The sequence below is a fragment of the Salipiger thiooxidans genome, assembly GCF_900102075.1.
Classification (GTDB): Bacteria; Pseudomonadota; Alphaproteobacteria; order Rhodobacterales; family Rhodobacteraceae; genus Salipiger; species Salipiger thiooxidans.
The window spans coordinates 372,233-390,328 of record NZ_FNAV01000001.1 but is presented as its reverse complement, the minus strand read 5'-3'; the positions used below and the strand labels follow the sequence as shown (position 1 = coordinate 390,328).

The following is an 18,096-nucleotide window of genomic DNA, read 5'->3' as shown; positions in this document are numbered from 1 at the left end:
TGCCCTCCATCTTGAAGCCACCCGCCGGAGGGCACGCCCGTCCGGACCAAGCCAGAGGATCGCGCATGACCTCAAGACACCGTCTTTACCTTTCTGCAAGCGCAGCCTGCCTGATGCTGTCGGGGATGCCCGCGCTGCCAGCGCTGGCGCAATCCGGCGAGGAGGTGCTGACCACGATCTGCGCCGCCTGTCACGCCACCACCGACGATGGCGCGGTCGAGCGCATCGACGCCGTCCGCAAGACGCCCGAGGCCTGGGACATGACCGTGGTGCGCATGATGCGCAACCACGGCGTCGCACTCAGCCCCGAGGACCGTGTCGCGGTCGTCCGCTACCTTGCCGACACCCGTGGCCTCACCGTCGCCGAGACCGAGGGCCGCCGCTACATCCTCGAGAAGCAGCCCATCGCCGAGGATTCCGGCCCCGACCAGCTGATGTCCGAGACCTGCGGCCGCTGCCACTCCTACGCCCGCGTGGCGCTGCAACGCCGGACCCCCGAGGACTGGGCGCATCTGGTGAACTTCCACCTCGGCCAGTTCCCGACGCTGGAATACCAGGCGCTGGCACGGGACCGCGACTGGTGGGGCATCGCGCAGGAGCAGATCATTCCCTTCCTCGCCGAGACCTACCCGCTGGGCGACATGCCCGAGGCCTTTTCAGGCGATCTCTCGGGCCGCTACGTGGTGGCCGGGCGGCAGCCGGGCCGCGGCGCCTACTCGGGCTCGATGGAGCTGGCCGCCTCGGATGCGGGCTATGACGCGACGCTCGAGCTGAGCTTCGCCGACGGCAGCGAGACCTACACCGGCACCGGGCTGGTCTATGGCGCGGGCGAATGGCGCGCGACGCTGAGCGCCGGGGATGTGACGATCCGGCAGGTCATGGCGCTTGAGGGCGCCGAGCTTTCGGGCCGCTGGTTCGTCGCCGGCGAGGACGCGACCGGCGGTGACATCGTCGCCCGGGCCGAGGACGCCGCGCCCGCGATCATCGGCATGAACCCCGCCGCCATCGCCGCGGGCAGCACCACCGAGGTCACCCTGACCGGCACCGGCCTGTCCGGCGAGGCGGTCCTGCCCGAGGGGCTGAGCGCAGAGATCGTCAGCGAGAGCCCCGGGGAAGTGGTCCTCAAGGTGACCGGCGAAACCGAGGGCACCTATGCGCTGTTGTTCGGCGACGCGGCCACGCCCTCCGATCTCGTGGTCTACGATGGCATCGACCGCATCAGCATCGTCCCCGAGGTCGCCATGGCCCGCATCGGCGGCAACGGCGGTCCGATCCCCAAGGTCCCGGCACAGTTCGAGGCCTGGGCCTGGTCGAACGGCCCCGACGGCGCGCCCGCCACCGACGATGATCTCGCCATCGGCGCGGTCGAGGCCGCCTGGACCACCGACAACTGGGACGAAGCTGCCGCCGAGGTCGAGGACGCGAAATACGCTGGCTCCATCGACCAGACCGGCCGCTTCACCCCGGCGGGTGCGGGCCCCAACCCCGAGCGCGTCATGGGCACGAACAACGTCGGCAACCTGCGCATCACCGCCACCTACGAAGGCAGTGCCGAGCCGCTGAGCGCCGAGGCGCACCTGTTCTCGACGGTGCAGCGCTTCGTCGATGCGCCGATCCGCTGAGGGAGGGACCATGGGAGACCTGACACTCATCACCCATAACGCGCACCGGGTCGACGTGGATGGCCACGCGATGCTGATGCACGTGCCGACCAGCGCGCTCTTCGAGCTCGACCCGGTGTCGCGCGACGTCTACGAGCTCTTCCGCCGCCACGACGCGGTGGGGGCGCAGACCATGCAGGAGGCGCTCGGGCACCGGCACAGCCCGTCCGAGCTGACCGACTGCGTGAAAAGCTTCCTCGACCTCGACATCGTCCGCGACGCGGCCGAGCCCGAGGTGGCGCGCAGCATCGTGCCGGTCGAGGAGATTCCGCTCTCGACGATCATCCTCAACGTCAACACCGGCTGCAATCTCGCCTGCACCTACTGCTACAAGGAGGATCTCGCGATCCCCTCGAAGGGTGAGAAGATGCGCTTCGAGACCGCGAAGGCGAGCATCGAGCTGCTGCTGAAGCAGGCCAGCGGGCGCGACCGGATCAACGTGGTGTTCTTTGGCGGCGAGCCGCTGTCGAACATGCCGCTGATCCGCGAGGTCGTGGCCTATGCCGAGCCGCGCGCCGCCGAGCTGGGCAAGGTCGTGGACTTCAGTCTGACCACCAACGCCACCCTGCTCACCGAGCAGATGGTCGACTGGTTCAACGCCCACCGCTTCGCGCTGACCGTGTCGATGGACGGCCCCAAGGCGCTGCACGACGTGAACCGCAAGACCGTCGGCGGCAAGGGCACCTATGACGTGGTGTCGCAGAAGGTCCGGATGCTGCTGGCGCGCTATACGGCACGGCCGGTGGGGGTGCGCGTCACCCTGACCCGGGGCGTGACGGACGTGATCGGCATTCACGATCACCTTAAGTACGACCTCGGGTTCGCCGAGGTGGGCTTCGGCCCCGCCACCTCCGGGCCCATAGCGGTGTTCAACCTCGACCAGGATGCGCTGAAGCAGGTTTTCGAGGACATGAAGGCGCTCGGACGGCGCTACGTCGAGGCCGCCTGCCGGGGCGAGAACATCGGTTTCTCGAACATGCACCAGCTGCTCACGGACATCGCGCAGGGCACCAAGAAGCAGGTGCCCTGCGGCGCCGGTCTGGGCATGCTGGCGGTGGACAAGGAGGGTGACCTGCACCTCTGTCACCGCTTCGTGGGCTCGGACCAGCCGACCTACGGCAACGTGGACCGCGGCATCGACGTCCCCAAGCTCGCACGGTTCATCGAGACCGCGCAGGACCGCACCGAGTTCGGCTGCAAGACCTGCCGGATCCGGTCGATCTGCGCCGGTGGCTGCTACCACGAGAGCTACGCCCGGCAGGGCGACGCCTTCGCCCCGGTCTACCACTACTGCGACCTGATGCGGGACTGGGTCGACTTCGGCGTCGAAGCCTATGTCCGCATCATGCAGGCCAACCCCGCCTTCTTCAGAACCCAGCTCGAGCCGCGGCTTGCCCGGCCCGGTGCCGCCCAGCCACGCCCTGCACAGGAGCTTGCCAGATGAAACATCTCACCCCGGCCAATTCCAAGGCCAAGGCCTTTGTCGAAGCGCAGGCGGAAGGCCGCGAAGACGAGGTGGTCGCGATGAACAGCCTCGTCGGCTGCACCACCTCCTTCGATCCCGGCTGGGAGGTCGACGCCTTCGGGGCGCTGTCGAACCTCTGCCAGCCGATGGAGGCCGATCTCTACGGCTGCGCCGATCCCTGCTGGTGGCCCGCGCAGGTGGCCGACACGCTCAACACCTACCCGAACTGGAGCGACGACGCGACCAACGTCACCGAGGACTGGCGCAACCTGCAGTCCGTCTTCCCGGAACCGAAAGGCTGACATGATGACCTGCAACAGGACCCTCTCGCTGCTGCTCGCGGGCGGCATGGCGCTGTCGGCGGTGCCCGCGGTGGCCAGGGACTACATCCTCGCTCCGGCGCGGCCCAACAAGCTCGTCGTCGTCGACACCGAGGCGATGGCGATCGACAAGGTCATCACGCTGGCCGAGGACGCCGGCCCGCAGCCCGCGGTACCCGTCGTCGATGACGAAGGCCGCTTCGCCTATGTCACGATCAACCGCACGGAAAGCATCGTGAAGGTGGATCTCACCACCGGCGAGACCGTGGCGCGCACCGACTTCAGCAGCGCCGGGGAGCGGGTGAAGACGCTCTTCGGCATGGACCTCTCGCCCGACGGCTCCACCCTCGCGGTCTACCAGTCGCCGGTGACGCTGGGCACCACCCATTACGAGGTGCAGCCGACCCGCATCGCCTTCGTCGATACGGCCACGCTCGAGACGGTGAAGACGGTCGAGGCGCCGCGCCAGATCACCCTGCTGATGTACTCGGCCGACGGCTCCAGGATCTACGGCATGGGTCGCAGCATGTTCGTCTTCGATGCCGCAAGCGGCGATCAGATCGACGAAATGCCGATCCACGGCTGGAAGCCCGACGCCTACATGCAGCCCGACGTGCTCGACGTCTGGAGCCAGTTCGAGAGCTCGAACATCATGGTGACGCCGTTCTACACCGCCCGCACCGACCTCAGCCTCGACGATCCCGAGGCCTGGCGCACGGGGATGCTGACGCTCGACCTCGAGAGCGGCGAGATGGAGATGCAGGACATCCGGATGATGGACGTCTTCTACTTCTCCTCGGCGGCCAGCCCCGACGGCACCCGCGTCTACGGCGCCTATAACGTGCTCGAGAGCTTCGACATGGAGAAGGTCGAGCCGCTCAAGCGGGTGGCGCTGCCGCACAGCTACTACTCGGTCAACGTCTCGTCGGACGGCAACACCGTCTGGCTGGGCGGCGCGCTGTCGGATCTCGCGGCCTACGATGCCGAGACGCTCGAGCGCAAGGGACAGGTCGACATGCCCGATGGCGCGGCGATGTCGCTCTCCAACATCCGGCTGTTCCAGCGCGACGAGTGATGCGGGCGGTCGGCATCATCGACAGCGGCGCGGCGCCGGACCTGCCGGGCGAGGCGCGCGCCTTCGATGCCGACGGGGCAGGGCATGCCGCCCTGCCTGACCGGCTGGGCCACGGGACGGCCGTGGCCCGGACGATCCTGCGGGCCTGCCCCACGGTGCGGCTTGTGCATGCGCAGGTCTTCGACGCGCGGCCCGTGACCTCGGCGCTGCGGGTGGCGGCGGCGCTCGACTGGCTGGCCGGGCGCGGGGATGTGGGGCTGGTCTGCCTCAGCCTCGGGCTTTCCGCCGACCGCACGGTGCTGGCCGAGGCGGTGGCGCGGGCGCAGGCGGCGGGGCTGGTTCTGGTCGCGGCCCATCCCGCCCGCGGCCCGGCGCCATGGCCCGCCGCCTATCCCGGCGTCATCGCCGGAACCGGCGATGCGCGCTGCGGCTGGGACGCGCTGTCCCGGCTGGGTCCGCGGCTCTTCGGAGCGTGGTGCAACTCGCCCGAGCACGGCGGCACCGGCATGGGCGGCGCGAGCCTCGGGACGGCGCGCCTTGCCGGGCATGTTGCCGCGATCATGGCGGACGGCGCCGACACGAGCGCGGCGGCGCTGGACGTGCTGGCGCTGCGCGCACGTCACCACGGCGCGGAAAGGAAGACCGCATGAGGGCGCGGCTCGCACGCATGATGGCCGCGCGGATCTTCCCGGGCGCGGGCTGGCTCGGCCCGCTGGTCGAGCGCGCGCTGCCCGGCATGTCCCGGGTGCTGGCGTTGTCGCTCTTCGCCGCCGCGGTGGGGCTCGCGGCGCCGATGGTGACCAAGGCGCTCATCGACCGGGGCATCATGGCGCGGGACATGCAGGCGCTCGTGACCTGGGCGGCGGTCGGCTTCGCGCTGGGGCTCGGCGTCGTCGGGCTTGGGATCGTCTCGCAGATGGCGCATCTGCGGGCCTCGCAGGCCATGCTGGGCGACCTGCGGCGCTCGGTTCTGGGGGCCGCACTCGCGCGCGATCCGCAGACGCAGGCATTGCCCGTGGGCGAGGCGCAGACCCGCATCGATGGCGACTGCGCCGAGATCCAGCGCTTCCTCTTCGATTCCGGCCTCGTCGCGGTCACCGCGCTGTTCCGGCTGCTGGGCGGCACCACGCTGATGCTGGCGCTCGACTGGCGGCTGGCGCTGCTGCCCGCGCTCGCCGCCCCCTTCGAGCTCTGGTTCCTGAGCTGGGCGCGGCCGCGCACGCAGGCGCGGGCCGAGGAGGTGCGCGAACACCGTGGCGGGCTTTCGAGCCAGCTGGCCGAGACCTTCATGCTGGTCCCCGGGCTGCGTGCCCTGAACGCCTTCGGCACCCGCGAGACCGGCTTCGGCGCGCTGCAGGGCGACCTCTTCCGCGCGCAGGAGCGGCAGCGGCTCTGGACCGAGGCGGTGGGCGCCGTGAGCCAGATCCTTACCGCGGTTGTGCGCTCTGCCGTGCTGCTGCTCGGCGGCTGGCTCGTGGTGACGGGGTCGTGGCCCATCGGCTCGCTGATCGCCTTCCTCGCCTACACCGGCATGATGGCGGGCCCGCTGCGCAACCTGCTGGGGCTCTACCACGCGCAGGCCCGCGCCAAGGTCGCGCTGGCCCGGCTGTCGGGCATCATCGGTGACGCGCACGACCCGGCGGCGGGCGAGACCTGTCCGCTCCGGCCCTCGGTGATCCGCCTGCAGGGCGCGCGCAGCCCGTGGGGCGGCCATGCACCGGTCGCGCTCGAGCTGCGGGCGGGGCAGGGCGTGCTGCTCGACGGCCCCTCAGGCATCGGCAAGTCGGCCCTGCTGGCAAGCCTCACCGGCGAGGTCGCGCTGGCCGAGGGCACGGCCGAGATCGACGGCAAGCCCGCCGCGATCTACAGCACCGCGAGCCGGCGCGAGGCCATCACCCATGTCCCGCAGCGGCCCTGCATCCTGCGCGGCACCCTGCGCGACAACCTGCTGGTGGCGGCGCCGGACGCCACGGACGCCGATTGCCGCGAGGTGCTGGGCATCTGCGACCTGCTGGACTGGGCCGACGACCATCGCGGCCTCGACACCGGGCTGACCGAGCTCGGCGCGACGCTCTCGGGCGGCATGCGCCAGCGCATCGCCATCGCCCGCGCGCTGCTGCGGCCCTCGGGAGTACTGATCTTCGATGAGAGCTTCTCCGAGATCGATACCGCCCGCTGCGAACGCATCCTCGACGCCATCGACCGCGCCTGCGCCGACCGGCTCCGCATCTTCGTGGCCCATTCCGGCGCCGTTCGGACGCGCGCCTATGACCAGCGGATCACGCTGGAGGCCGAGCTCCGGCCGGGTGTGCCGCTGCCCATGACCCGGAGGGCCGCGGTCTGACACCAGCTCCCTTCGGTCCGCTGCGGCGCTGTGCGCCGTCCCGTCATGCGCGCGCCAATCACGCGCGGGCCTTTGCCAAGCGCGGGCACGTCCGGAAAACGGACTCCGTCGGATCGCGAAAATCGGATAGGCTTGCGTCGAAAGGTATCGGACCCACCGCCACAGGAAGGCCCCGACATGCTCAATTCGGTCATCTCTGAGGCCATCGCCGGGACGGTGCTCGGCGGCGATGACGCAGGCCATGGGCAACCCTCCGTCGAGGGCGAGGGCTTTGTCCCGCTGTCGTTCTTCGTCGACCGGCTCGAGACCCTGCGGCAGCGCTCCGAGGGCGGGCTTTACGCGTGGACCGTGGGCGAGATCTTCACCTTCGACATGCTGGGCGACCTCGGCGAGATCATCGCCTGCGCGCCGACGCTTGGCCACGCCATGCGGCAGCTGGCGCAGGGGCTTCCGATGCTGCAGAGCGGGGCCGAGACCAGCTTCACCGTGATCGACGACGAGGCGCGGCTGAGCTACCGGGTGCTCGACCCGGAGATCTGGCCCCGGCGCGGCGATGCCGAGATCACCCTGTCGCTGGCGCAGAACATCTGCATGCGCTTCGGGATGCCGCGCGGGGCGCTGCGGCAGGTCGGGCTGGAATACGTCCCCGACCGCGATCCGTCGGAATGCGCGCGCCACCTCAGGGTCATGCCGCGCTTCGACCAGACCGAGAACTACGTGGCCTTTCCCGCGCGCTTCCTCTCCAACCCCTCGGTGACCGGCAGCGCCGGCACGCAGGAGTTCTCGGAACGCAGCCGGGCGCTGCTCGACCGGCTGTCGCGCCGCCAGAGCCGGCTCGCGACCGGCGAACTGGTGCGGGCGCGCATCCTGCGCCACATCGGACGCGGCTCGCTGGGGCAGGCGTCCATCGCCTCCGAGCTCGGCATGTCCGACCGCTCGCTGCGCCGCAAGCTGTCGGTCGAGGCGACCTCCTACCACGACATCCTCGAGGAATGCCGCCGGGCGCAGGGCGAGGCGCTGCTGACCCGCACCGAGCGGAGCCTCGGCGACATCGCCCACGCGCTGGGCTACTCCGACCAGACCGCCTTCTCGCGGGCTTTTTCGCGCTGGTTCAGCATGTGCCCGAGCGAGATCCGGAAGAGTGCCCGCCAGCCCGCGGCTGGAGACCTGCGACCCGGTCTCGCCGGGTAGGCCCATTTCTCGCAGTCTGTCCGTCGAGAACCGGCCCAAGGCCGGTCGTACCACCGAGCGTGTCTCAGCGCGCGAGGGCCCGCGCTCTCCGCAATGAAACAAACGAAACGCCCCGCGCAATCGGCCTGAAACTCCGGTCCGTCAGAACTGCTGTCATCGGAAGGGCAGGACGCCCGACCTGACCGGCAACAGACCAGATCACAGACAGGAGTTTCCAATGACCACCCAGACCCTCGAAAAGCCCGCCAAGACCGCCATGAACGGGGTCGACGTCCCGACCTTCCTCGCCACGCTGGGCGTGGTGGGCGAGACCCCGGAGATCGCCAAGTTCACCTTCCGCGCCAACGGCGAATGGCTCTCGGGCACCCATAGCCGCACCGCCTTCACCGGCTTCCACGGCGCCATGCAGGAGATGAAGCACCGCCGCGAGTACGATGTCGAGTGCGACCACCCGCAGGTGCTTTGCGGCACCGACAACGCCGCGACCCCGGTAGAGCTGCTGCTGGCGGCGCTGGCCTCCTGCATCACCGCGGGCATCGGCAACATCGCCTCGATCCGCCAGGTGAAGCTGCACGCGGTCGAGACCTCGGTCGAGGGCGACGTCGACCTGAACGGCATCCTCGGGCTCGACAAGACGGCGCGCAACGGCTTCACCGGTGTCCGCATGGCGGTGACCATCCGCGGCGACGCCCCGCAGGAGAAGCTGCGCGAGATCGTCGAGCAATCGGTCGCCCGCTCCGCCGTCTTCGACGTGCTCCGCAACGGCGTCCCCATCTCGGTCGAGATGGCCGGCTGAGCGCAGGTGCCCGCGCCGCGCCCCGGGCGCGGGCCACCACCGCCACGCTTTCAATCCTCCGATTTCAGAAGGATCTTCCCCATGCCCCGCTTCACCGCTTCCGACGCCACCAAGAGCTACGGCTCCGGTTTCGACCACGTCGCGCTTCGCGATGCTTTCGCCGACTTCCGCAGCTGGTGGGACCGCAACCGCCTGACCGGGATCGCGCGGCGCGACGATCCCGAGATCACCCCGTGCCTGCCGATGGCGGCCTGACCCCGACGCCCTTCCTCCCTCCTCCTTTCCCGTCCCGACTGGCTCGCAGCTGCAAGGCTGCGGGCCTTTTTTCTTCGGGCCAAACCCCTGATCGCACACTGAAACAGTCGAAACGCAAAGGCGCCTTCGACGACGCCCAAGCGAAACCCGCGCCGCTCAGGGTGGCTCCAACGCAAGACGGAGAACCCCAATGTCCCCCATCATCCCAGTCATCATCGTCGGAGCGGGCCAGGCCGGCCTCGCGCTCAGCTGGTCGCTGACCTGGCGCGGCATCGACCACCTCCTGCTCGAGCGCGGCCGGGTGGGCGAGCGCTGGCACGCCGAACGCTGGCCGGGGCTGCACCTGCTGACGCCCAACTGGATGAACCGCCTGCCCGGACCCTGGCCCGAGGCCGATCCCGACGGGTTCATGTCGGCGGCCAGTTTCGGAGAGCGGCTCTCGGCCTACCGCAAGGCCATCGCGGCGCCGGTGCTGACCGGCTGTGCGGTGCGCTCGGTCCGCCACGAGACCGGTCTCTTCCACGTCGACGCGGGCGCGCGGCACTTCTTCGCGCGGGCGGTGGTCATCGCCACCGGCGCCTGCGACCGGCCCGCTGTCCCTGGTTGGGCCGCGGCCCTGCCGGAGGACATCGCGCAGGTGAGCCCCACCCGCTACCGCGGCGCCGGGGTGTTGGCGCCGGGCGGCGTTCTTGTCGTCGGCGCCTCGGCTACAGGGGTGCAGCTTGCCGCCGAGATCCGGGCGTCGGGCCGGCCTGTCACGCTCGCGGTCGGGCGGCACGTGCGCACGCCGCGGCGGTACCGCGGGCGCGAGATCTTTTCCCTGCTCTCCGGCAGCGGCTTTCTCGAAGAGCCGCGCCCCGCGAATGCCGATCCCCGCCAGCTCATGGCGCTACCGTCGCTGCAGCTCACTGGGGCGGGCGGAGGCGGAGCGCTGGGGCTCGAGACACTGGCCGCCATGGGCGTGAGCCTCGTCGGGCGCGCGCTGGGGGCGGGTGGTGGTGTGGTCCGGCTCGACCCGGCGCTGGCGCCCGAGATCGAGGCCGCCGAGCGGCGGCGTCACCGGATCCTGCGCCATGTCGACGGTCATATCGCTGCGGCGGGGCTACGGCTGCCACCCGATGCCGCCGCGTGGCGCGCCCCGGAGCTGCCGGGCAGCGGTCCCGACCGGCTCGGCCTTGCCGCCGCTGGCATCCGGACCGTGATCTGGGCGACCGGCTTCCGGCGCAGCTACCCGTGGCTGCACCTGCCGGTGCTCGACGCCGCCGGTGAGCTCCAGACCCAGGGCGGGGTGACCGCCGTGCCCGGGCTCTACGCGCTGGGCCTTCCCTTCATGCGTCACCGCGCCTCGGCCTTCATCCACGGGGTGGGCCGCGACGCCGAGGCGCTCGCCCCTCTCATCGCGGCCGGGCTTCGGCGCGATGCCTCCCTTGCAGCCTGAACCCCCTTCGAAAGGACCAGGAAAATGACCACGACCCACTATGATGCCATCGTCGTCGGCGCCCGCTGCGCCGGGGCCGCCACCGCCATGCTGCTTGCCCGGCAGGGCGCGCGCGTGTTGCTTGTCGACAGCGCCCCGCCGGGCACGGACACGATGTCCACCCACGCGCTGATGCGCGGCGCGGTGATGCTGCTCGAGCGCTGGGGCCTTGCCGAACCGCTTCGCGCCGCCGGCACGCCGCAGGTCAGCCGCACCAGCTTCATCTACGGTGCCGCCGCGCTCGATCTCGACATCCGGCCCGAGGAGGGGGTCGAGACCCTGATGGCGCCGCGCCGCTACCTTCTTGACGCGATGCTCGCCCGCGCGGCCGCCGAGGCCGGCGCCGGGCTGCGTTACGAGACCGCCTGCGTCGGCCTGCTGCGGGACGATGCCGGCCGGGTCCGTGGCGCAAGGCTTGCGTCCAGTGACGGCCGCACCGAAGAGGTCCGCGCCACGCTGGTGATCGGCGCCGATGGCAAGCGCTCGCGGGTTGCGCGTCTGGTCGGGGCGCCGCTGACGCGGCAGGCGGGGCACTCGGTCGCTTGCGCCTACCAGTACGTCACCGAGTTGCCCGACCGCGGCTATCGCTGGCACTTCGACCTTGGCGCCGCGGGCGGGCTGATCCCGACCAACGACGGCCGGACCTGCGCCTTCGTGGCGGTGCCCGAGGCGCGTGCGAAGGACCTGCGCGGCGCCCCGCTGCCCGAGCTCGCGCACCGCCGCCTGCCGTGCATGGCCGCGGACATGGAGGGCGCGGTGCCCGAGGCGGCGCCGGTGATCTTCGCCGGCATGCGCGGCTATTTCCGCCGCTGCGCGGGTCCCGGCTGGGCGCTGGTGGGCGATGCGAGCTGGTTCCGCGACCCGATGACGGCGCATGGCATCACCGACGCCTTCCGCGATGCCGCCCTGCTGGCCGAGGCCGTGACGACGGGCACGCTCTCGGACTACGAGGCGCTGCGCGACCGGCTCTCGGGTCCGATCTTCGAGGTCTCGGACCGGATCGCGAGCTTCGACTGGTCGCTGGGCGAGCTCGCCGGCCTGCACAAGGCGCTGAACCGCGCGATGAAGGCCAACCAGGCCTGGATCGCTGGCCGCCCGACCGAGGAGCGCCGCGTCGCCTGACGCGGCCTCCGCCGCCCGCTGGGAACACAAAAAAGACCCGCCGGATCGGCGGGTCTCTTCGCTTCGGCGCAAGCGCGTTCAGCAGTTGTGGAAGCTCGCGAAGAGGCGCCGGCGCTCGGCGTCGGTTGCGGCATCGACGCCTCCCGGCAGGTTGCGCAGGGCGCGGCGGTAGCGACGCTCGGCGCGGCGTTCTTCAAGGGCTTGGTGCAGGTCGTTCAGGGCTTTCATGGTTTGGTCCTTTGTCAGGTTGGTCACGTCGGTGATGCACAACCTTCGCCCGGCGCGGTTTCGGACCGATGTCGCGGCGGGGGCGGAAATGTTTGGACTGTAGCGTCCCCCCGGCCCGCCCTGAAACAATTGAAACGAAGCGGGGCCCGCGCTGAAACACGATCCATACATGCGCCGGAAAGGATGGGGTCTCCGCCCCGTCGACGAACTTCTTGCCACAGAGGTGCAAGATCCCGCATGTTTGCAGAAGATTACCAGACAACGGATTTTGGCGACGAGGGGCCCCGCGGCCCGGGGGAGGAGCGCATGCAGAAGTCCCTGTTCGAAAAGTACGGCGGGTTCTCCGTCGTCAGCAAGATCGTCCTCGACCTCTACGACCGGCTGCTCGACGACGATGACGTCGGGCCGTTCTTTGACGAGATCGACATGGCGCGCATCGTCGATCACCAGACCAAGTTCGTCTCGTCGCTGATGGGTGGTCCCGCCTCCTACAGCGACGAGCAGATCCGCCGGATGCACGCCCATCTCGAGATCCACCAGCTGCATTTCGACAAGCTCCAGTCGCTGCTGCGGGCGACGCTGGCCGATCATGGGGTGGCGCCCGGGGACCAGGAGGCCATCCTCGCGGCCTTCGAGGCCCGGCGCGCCTTGGTGACGGGGTGAGCGCATGACCATCGCGGCGATCAACGAACAGCTTCTGAGGGCGATCGGCGTCGGGGTCGCGCTGCTCGATCTCGAGACCCTGCGGCTGCGCTTCTGCAACGACACGTTCCGCGGCTGGTTCGGCGAGATGGAGGTGGGCTCAAACCTGCTGGAGCAGTTCGGCGATCTCGACGTCGAGGCGCTGAGGGCGGCGCTGACCTCCGAGGGGCGCTACGCGACCGAGAGCACCTTCCGCCTGCGCCGCCGCACCATGACCGTGGCGATGGATTTCAACCGCGCGCTCGACGAGGACGAGCCGATCGCGGTGCTGGTCTGCCAGAACATCTCGCGGATCAAGGAGCTCGAGTCGATGATCGACAGCTACTCCGCCATGGTCGAGCGCAACACCCGCGAGATCAAGCGCGAGAAGGAGCAGGTCGAGAAGCTGCTGCTCAACATGATGCCGCGCTCGGTCTACGAGGAATACAAGACCTTCGGCATTGTCACGCCGCGGCTCTACGATCCGGTGTCGGTGGTCTGCATCGACTTCATCGGTTTCGCCGAGATGGTCACCGAACATGAGCCCGCCGTCATCGTCTCCGAGCTCAACGACATCTACACCGCCTTCGACCGCATCGGCGAACAGTTCGGCTGTGCCCGGATCCGGGCGGTGGGCGATCTCTATATCGGCGTCGCCGGGCTGCCCGACCCGACCGAGGATCACGCGCAGGCGGCGGCCAACGCCGCCATCCGCTTCATGCGTTACCTGCACCAGCGCAACGCCAGCCACCCGATCCAGTGGAGCTGCCGGGTGGGCATCGCCTCGGGGCCGGTGGTGGGCTCGGTCGTGGGGGTGCAGAAATACATCTACGACGTCTTCGGCCCGGCGGTGATCTATGCCAGCCGGCTGCGCTACATGGCCGAGCCGATGACCATCACTGGCAACGGCGCCGTGGTCGCGGCGCTCGACAACCAGTTCTCGGCGACCGAGGCGGGCACTCTGGCGCTTTCGGGCGAAAGCGAAGAGCCGGTGTTCCGCATCTCCGCCGAACAGATGCGCGCCGGGCAGGAACTCTGACCATGGCGGTGCGCTTCGATCCCTCGGTGCCGGAAGCGCCCGACGGACCGGGGCGGCGACCGTCCGACATGCTGGAAGAGGTGATCGACGCCCTGTCCGAGGGTCTGGCGATCTTCGACGAGAACGCGGTACTGCTGCGTTGCAACTCCGGCTTCGAGCGGATGAACACCACCGTGGGCGACCTGCTCGAGCCGGGGCTCGACTGGTCGCTGCTGCTGCGCGAGTGGACCGCGAGGGGCGCTGTCTCGGTACAGGACGGCGAGCGGCTCAGCTTCATGGAGGCGCGGCTTGCGGGCGGCGACTGGATGGTCACCCCGCTTGAGGCGGAATGCGGCGACCGGGTCTACGAGTTCGTGATGCGCAGCACCGCGGCTGGGGGCTTCGTGCTGGTGCAGACCGACGTTACCGAGCGGCACGGCTTCGAGGAGGCCGAGCGCGCCGCCGACCAGCTGGTGCGCAAGGTGCTCGAGAACTGCCCGGCCAACATCATCATGTCTCGCGTCGGCGACGGCGAGGTGATCTACCGCTCGCCTGCCGCGACCGAGCTGCTGGGCAACGCCGAGCGAACCCACGCGCATTTCGCCTCGCGCGCCGAGCGGGCGGATTTCATCACCGCCGTGCTGCCCGACGGCCGGGTCGACGACATGCCGGTGACCGGCGTCCGCGCCGATGGCACGCGCTTCCCGAGCCTCGTCTCCGCCCGGCTGATCCAGTACCGGGGCGAGGACGTGCTGGTGTCGTCCACCGTGGACGTCTCGAAGGAGGTCGACCTGCGCCGCCGCCTCGCGGCGCAGCGCGAGCAGATCTTCCAGGCCGAGAAGATGTCGGCGCTGGGCGAGCTTCTGGCGGGCGTGGCGCATGAGCTGAACAACCCGCTCTCGGTGGTGGTGGGCCACGCGCTGATGCTGCGCGATGAAGAGATCTCGGACGATGTGCGCCGCCGGGTGGAGAAAATCTCGGATGCGGCAGAGCGCTGTGCCCGGATCGTGAAGTCCTTTCTTGCCATGGCGCGCCAGCAGCCGACGCGGCTGGTGCCGACCGACATCGCCGAGACCGTGCTGATGGCGGTGGATGCGCTGCGCAACGGTGCCGACGGGCTGGGCGCCGAGGTCGACTTGCAGATCGCGCCCGACCTGCCGAACGTGCGCGGCGATGCGCATCAGCTCTCGCAGCTGGTCATCAACCTCGTGACCAATGCCGATCAGGCGATCCGCGACAGCGGCACCGGCGACACCATCGGCATCGCGCTGAGCCACGATGCCGGTGCCCAGATGGTCGAGCTGCGGGTGACGGACAACGGGCCCGGCATCCCGCAGGAGATCCGCAGCCGCATCTTCGACCCGCTCTTCACCACCAAGCCCGTGGGTTCGGGCACCGGCATCGGGCTGGCGCTCTGCCACCGCATCGCCACCGCCCATGCCGGCCGGATCGCGCTGGCCGAGACCTCCGGTCCCGGCACCACGCTGGTCGTGCGCCTGCCCACCACCGAGGTCGAGAGCGACGCCGCGGCCACCACCCGTCCGCCTGAGGCGGCGGTCTCGCGCGGGGCGGTGCTGGTGGTCGACGACGAGGAGGACGTCTCGGACCTGATCCGCGAGATCCTCCAGCGCGAGGGCTTCGAGGTCACCGTGGCCAATTCCGCCGAGACCGCGCTCGAGCGGGTCGCAAGTGGCGACTTTGCCCTGATCCTGTCGGACCTGAACATGCCGGGGCTCGGCGGCCGGGGTTTCTACAAGCGGCTGCTGCGCGATCGGCCGGCGCTGGCGCGGCGCATGGGCTTCGTCACAGGCGATACCATGAGCCCGCAGGCGCGCGGCTTCCTCGACAGAGCCGGGCGGCCGTTCCTCGAGAAACCCATCGCGCCCGAGGAACTGCGGCGGCTGGCACGGGCGATGCTCAAGGGAGGCGCGGCATGAGCGATCACATCCTGATCTGCGACGACGAGCCCGACCTGCGCGAGATGCTGGCGGAATACCTGGGCAAGCGCGGCTACCGCACCACGCTCGCGTCCGGGGCCGAGGAGCTGCGCGCGCATCTCGCCGAGGCGCGGCCGGATCTCATCCTGCTCGACATCAACATGCCGGGCGAGGACGGGCTGTCGGTCCTGCGCAGCCTGCAGGGGCCCGAGGCGCCCATGGTCATCATGCTGACCGCCGCCGGCGACGTGATCGACCGGGTGGTGGGGCTCGAGATGGGCGCCGACGACTACCTCGCCAAGCCCGTGGACCTGCGCGAGCTGGTGTCGCGCATCAAGGCGGTGTTGCGCCGCCAGACCAGTGTCGCCACCGAGGCCCCGCGCGAGCGGGCCCGCTTCCGCTTCGGCAAGACCTGGCTCGACCTCGACGCGGCGAAGCTCTTCGACGAGGGCGGCGAGGAGCTGCCGCTCACCGCGATGGAGTTCAACCTGCTGAAGCTCTTCGCCCGCAACCGGGGCAGGGTGCTTAACCGGGACCAGATCCTCGAGGGCGCGCATGACCGCTCGTGGGATCCGTTCGACCGCTCCATCGACATCCGCATCTCGCGCATCCGCAAGAAGATCGAGGTGAACCCCGCCAAGCCTGAGGTCATCCGCACCGTGCGCGGGGTTGGCTACATCTACGACCCGGGCTGAAACACTCGAAACACGCGCGCCGCCTTCCGGACACAGGCGCGAAACCCGTGACGTACATCCTGGCTGCACCTTCCGATCAAAGGAGCAAGCCATGAGCCTGACACCGCAGAACATCTCCGACATCCGCGACAGCTGGCAGGCGCTTGCCGCCGAGCCAGAGGCCCTCACCGCTGACTTCTACGAGACCCTGTTCCGCCACGACCCGGCGCTGCGCCCGCTCTTTGGCGCGACCGACATGGCCGGGCAGGGCCGCAAGCTCGCCGCCGCCATCGCGCTGGTGGTCAAGAGCGCCGACGACCTCGCCCCGGTGCTGGCACCGCTCGAGGCTCTGGGCGCCCGTCACGTCGTCTACGGCGTGCAGGACGGCGATTACGACACCGTGGGCGCCGCGCTGATCGAGACCATGTCCCGCCGGCTGGGGGCGCACTTCACGCCCGCGATCCGTGACGCCTGGCTTGCCGCCTACGGCGCGGTGGCCGGGACCATGCTGGCCGGCGCAGCCGCGGCCCGGCGCAAGAGCGCCTGAGGGGACCGCTGCGATGCCGTCCCCGTCCATCCCTCCCGCGGCGCTTCTGCCGCGTCACCCGCGCAGGGTGATCGTCGCGGCGATCCTGGCAGGTGCTGCCGGGGTCTTCGCCCATTGCATCCTGCCCATCCTCTGACCCCTCCCTCCCAACCCCTCCCTTTCCGGACAAGGACCCTTCCAATGACCAAGGCTTTCAACAGCATCCTCGACACCGTCGGCAACACGCCGATCGTCCGCATCAACAAGCTCGCGCCCGAGGGCGTCGAGCTCTACGTCAAGCTCGAAGCCTTCAATCCCATGGGCTCGATCAAGGACCGGCTGGCCCTCGGCATCATCGAGGCCGCCGAGCGCGACGGCTCGCTCAGGCCCGGACAGACGGTGATCGAGGCCACCAGCGGCAACACCGGCATCGGCCTTGCCATGGTCTGTGCCGCCAAGGGCTACCCGCTGGTGGTGACCATGGCCGAGAGCTTCTCGATCGAGCGCCGCAAGCTGATGCGCTTCCTGGGCGCGCGGGTGGTGCTGACCCCGGCTGCCGAAAAGGGCTCGGGCATGATCGCCAAGGCCCGCGAGCTGGCCGAGACCCACGGCTGGTTCCTCGCCCGCCAGTTCGAGAACGAGGCCGGCCCCGACATGCACTCGCGCACCACCGCGGCCGAGATCCTCGAGACCTTCGCGGACGCGCCGCTGGACTACTGGGTGTCGGGCTTCGGCACCGGCGGCACCATGAAGGGCGTCGCGCGCACGCTGAAGCAGCGCAGCCCGGGCACCCGCATCGTCGCCAGCGAGCCCGACAACTCGGCGCTTCTGGCCTCGGGCGTGGTGCAGCCGTTCAACCCCGACGGCTCCCCCGCCGCCAGCCACCCGGCCTTCCGCCCGCACCTGATGCAGGGCTGGACGCCGGACTTCATCCCGAAGCTGGCGCATGACGTGCTGCAGGAGGGCTGGATCGACGAGATCCGCGCCGTGGCCGGGGCCGACGCCATGGACTGCGCGCAGGATCTGGCGCGGCACGAGGGCATCCTCTGCGGCACCTCCGCCGGGGCGACCTTTGCCGCTGCGCTCGAGGTGGCGCGCAATGCGCCCAAGGGCTCGCGCATTCTCGCCATGCTGCCCGACACCGGCGAGCGCTACCTTTCGACCCCGCTCTTCGGCGGCATCGAGGAGGTGATGAACGCCGAGGAGCTGGCCATCGCCGCCTCGACCCCGCGCTTCCGCTTCGATGCGCCCTCCGCCCCCGCGGCGCAGGCCGCCCCGGCTGCGGCCAGCGACGAGGCACTGGCCGACCTGCAAGCGCTGATCTCG

18 protein-coding genes and 1 pseudogene are annotated in these 18,096 nt (G+C 70.1%); 18 read left to right on the top strand and 1 reads right to left on the bottom strand.

Going from position 1 to position 18,096, the window contains the following annotated elements:
* Positions 1 to 65 precede the first annotated feature (65 nt).
* From peaA to BLQ77_RS01780, 11 genes are all read left to right on the top strand, one after another.
* Positions 66 to 1,622, top strand: a complete 1,557-nt coding sequence (gene peaA, locus BLQ77_RS01825) for a quinohemoprotein amine dehydrogenase subunit alpha (protein ID WP_089954662.1) — start codon at positions 66 to 68, stop codon at positions 1,620 to 1,622.
* A gap of 10 nt (positions 1,623 to 1,632) precedes the next feature.
* Positions 1,633 to 3,105 (top strand): quinohemoprotein amine dehydrogenase maturation protein, encoded by a 1,473-nt coding sequence (gene peaB / locus BLQ77_RS01820; protein WP_089954659.1) that lies wholly within the window; start codon positions 1,633 to 1,635, stop codon positions 3,103 to 3,105.
* Positions 3,102 to 3,428, top strand: a complete 327-nt coding sequence (gene qhpC / locus BLQ77_RS01815; RefSeq protein WP_008884373.1) for a quinohemoprotein amine dehydrogenase subunit gamma — start codon at positions 3,102 to 3,104, stop codon at positions 3,426 to 3,428. Before peaB ends, qhpC begins: the two co-directional genes overlap by 4 nt.
* A gap of 1 nt (position 3,429) precedes the next feature.
* Positions 3,430 to 4,521: a quinohemoprotein amine dehydrogenase subunit beta gene (gene peaD, locus BLQ77_RS01810; protein WP_008885481.1), complete on the top strand. Its 1,092-nt coding sequence runs from the start codon at positions 3,430 to 3,432 to the stop codon at positions 4,519 to 4,521.
* On the top strand, positions 4,521 to 5,171 hold the full coding sequence (gene qhpE / locus BLQ77_RS01805) for a subtilisin-like serine protease QhpE (RefSeq protein ID WP_089954657.1): 651 nt from the start codon (positions 4,521 to 4,523) through the stop codon (positions 5,169 to 5,171). Before peaD ends, qhpE begins: the two co-directional genes overlap by 1 nt.
* Positions 5,168 to 6,865 (top strand): ABC transporter transmembrane domain-containing protein, encoded by a 1,698-nt coding sequence (locus BLQ77_RS01800; RefSeq protein ID WP_089954654.1) that lies wholly within the window; start codon positions 5,168 to 5,170, stop codon positions 6,863 to 6,865. The genes qhpE and BLQ77_RS01800 overlap by 4 nt, the downstream gene beginning before the upstream one ends.
* A gap of 177 nt (positions 6,866 to 7,042) precedes the next feature.
* On the top strand, positions 7,043 to 8,056 hold the full coding sequence (qhpR, locus tag BLQ77_RS01795; protein ID WP_089954651.1) for an AraC-like transcriptional regulator QhpR: 1,014 nt from the start codon (positions 7,043 to 7,045) through the stop codon (positions 8,054 to 8,056).
* A 217-nt stretch (positions 8,057 to 8,273) separates the two neighbouring features.
* Positions 8,274 to 8,852: an OsmC family protein gene (locus BLQ77_RS01790; protein ID WP_089954649.1), complete on the top strand. Its 579-nt coding sequence runs from the start codon at positions 8,274 to 8,276 to the stop codon at positions 8,850 to 8,852.
* Positions 8,853 to 8,933: 81 nt separating this feature from the next.
* Positions 8,934 to 9,107 carry a hypothetical protein gene (locus BLQ77_RS28640; protein WP_165617003.1) on the top strand — a complete coding sequence of 58 codons (174 nt, stop codon included), beginning with the start codon at positions 8,934 to 8,936 and terminating at the stop codon, positions 9,105 to 9,107.
* 190 nt (positions 9,108 to 9,297) lie between these two features.
* Positions 9,298 to 10,545: a flavin-containing monooxygenase gene (locus BLQ77_RS01785; RefSeq protein ID WP_089954646.1), complete on the top strand. Its 1,248-nt coding sequence runs from the start codon at positions 9,298 to 9,300 to the stop codon at positions 10,543 to 10,545.
* A gap of 24 nt (positions 10,546 to 10,569) precedes the next feature.
* Entirely contained in the window at positions 10,570 to 11,706 is a 1,137-nt protein-coding gene (locus BLQ77_RS01780; RefSeq protein ID WP_089954643.1) for an NAD(P)/FAD-dependent oxidoreductase, read from the top strand.
* A 78-nt stretch (positions 11,707 to 11,784) separates the two neighbouring features.
* Here the strand turns inward: BLQ77_RS01780 and BLQ77_RS28635 are convergent, their stop codons facing one another.
* On the bottom strand, positions 11,785 to 11,934 hold the full coding sequence (locus BLQ77_RS28635) for a hypothetical protein (RefSeq protein ID WP_165617002.1): 150 nt from the start codon (positions 11,932 to 11,934) through the stop codon (positions 11,785 to 11,787).
* Positions 11,935 to 12,240: 306 nt separating this feature from the next.
* Between BLQ77_RS28635 and BLQ77_RS01775 the strand changes: the two genes are divergently transcribed.
* The 7 genes and pseudogenes from BLQ77_RS01775 to cysK form a co-directional block, all read left to right on the top strand.
* On the top strand, positions 12,241 to 12,597 hold the full coding sequence (locus tag BLQ77_RS01775; protein WP_089954849.1) for a group I truncated hemoglobin: 357 nt from the start codon (positions 12,241 to 12,243) through the stop codon (positions 12,595 to 12,597).
* 4 nt (positions 12,598 to 12,601) lie between these two features.
* Positions 12,602 to 13,654 (top strand): adenylate/guanylate cyclase domain-containing protein, encoded by a 1,053-nt coding sequence (locus tag BLQ77_RS01770; protein ID WP_089954641.1) that lies wholly within the window; start codon positions 12,602 to 12,604, stop codon positions 13,652 to 13,654.
* A gap of 2 nt (positions 13,655 to 13,656) precedes the next feature.
* Positions 13,657 to 15,570: a hybrid sensor histidine kinase/response regulator gene (locus BLQ77_RS01765; RefSeq protein WP_089954638.1), complete on the top strand. Its 1,914-nt coding sequence runs from the start codon at positions 13,657 to 13,659 to the stop codon at positions 15,568 to 15,570.
* Complete coding sequence (locus tag BLQ77_RS01760; protein WP_089954635.1) at positions 15,567 to 16,265, top strand: response regulator; 699 nt, start codon at positions 15,567 to 15,569, stop codon at positions 16,263 to 16,265. Before BLQ77_RS01765 ends, BLQ77_RS01760 begins: the two co-directional genes overlap by 4 nt.
* A 91-nt stretch (positions 16,266 to 16,356) precedes the next feature.
* Positions 16,357 to 16,791 carry a globin family protein gene (locus BLQ77_RS01755; protein ID WP_089954633.1) on the top strand — a complete coding sequence of 145 codons (435 nt, stop codon included), beginning with the start codon at positions 16,357 to 16,359 and terminating at the stop codon, positions 16,789 to 16,791.
* A 13-nt stretch (positions 16,792 to 16,804) separates the two neighbouring features.
* Positions 16,805 to 16,927, top strand: a complete 123-nt coding sequence (locus BLQ77_RS29600; RefSeq protein WP_278184672.1) for a hypothetical protein — start codon at positions 16,805 to 16,807, stop codon at positions 16,925 to 16,927.
* A 44-nt stretch (positions 16,928 to 16,971) separates the two neighbouring features.
* Positions 16,972 to 18,009: pseudogene (cysK, locus tag BLQ77_RS01750) on the top strand (cysteine synthase A); the annotation flags it as partial.
* Between the last annotated feature and the right edge of the window lie 87 nt (positions 18,010 to 18,096).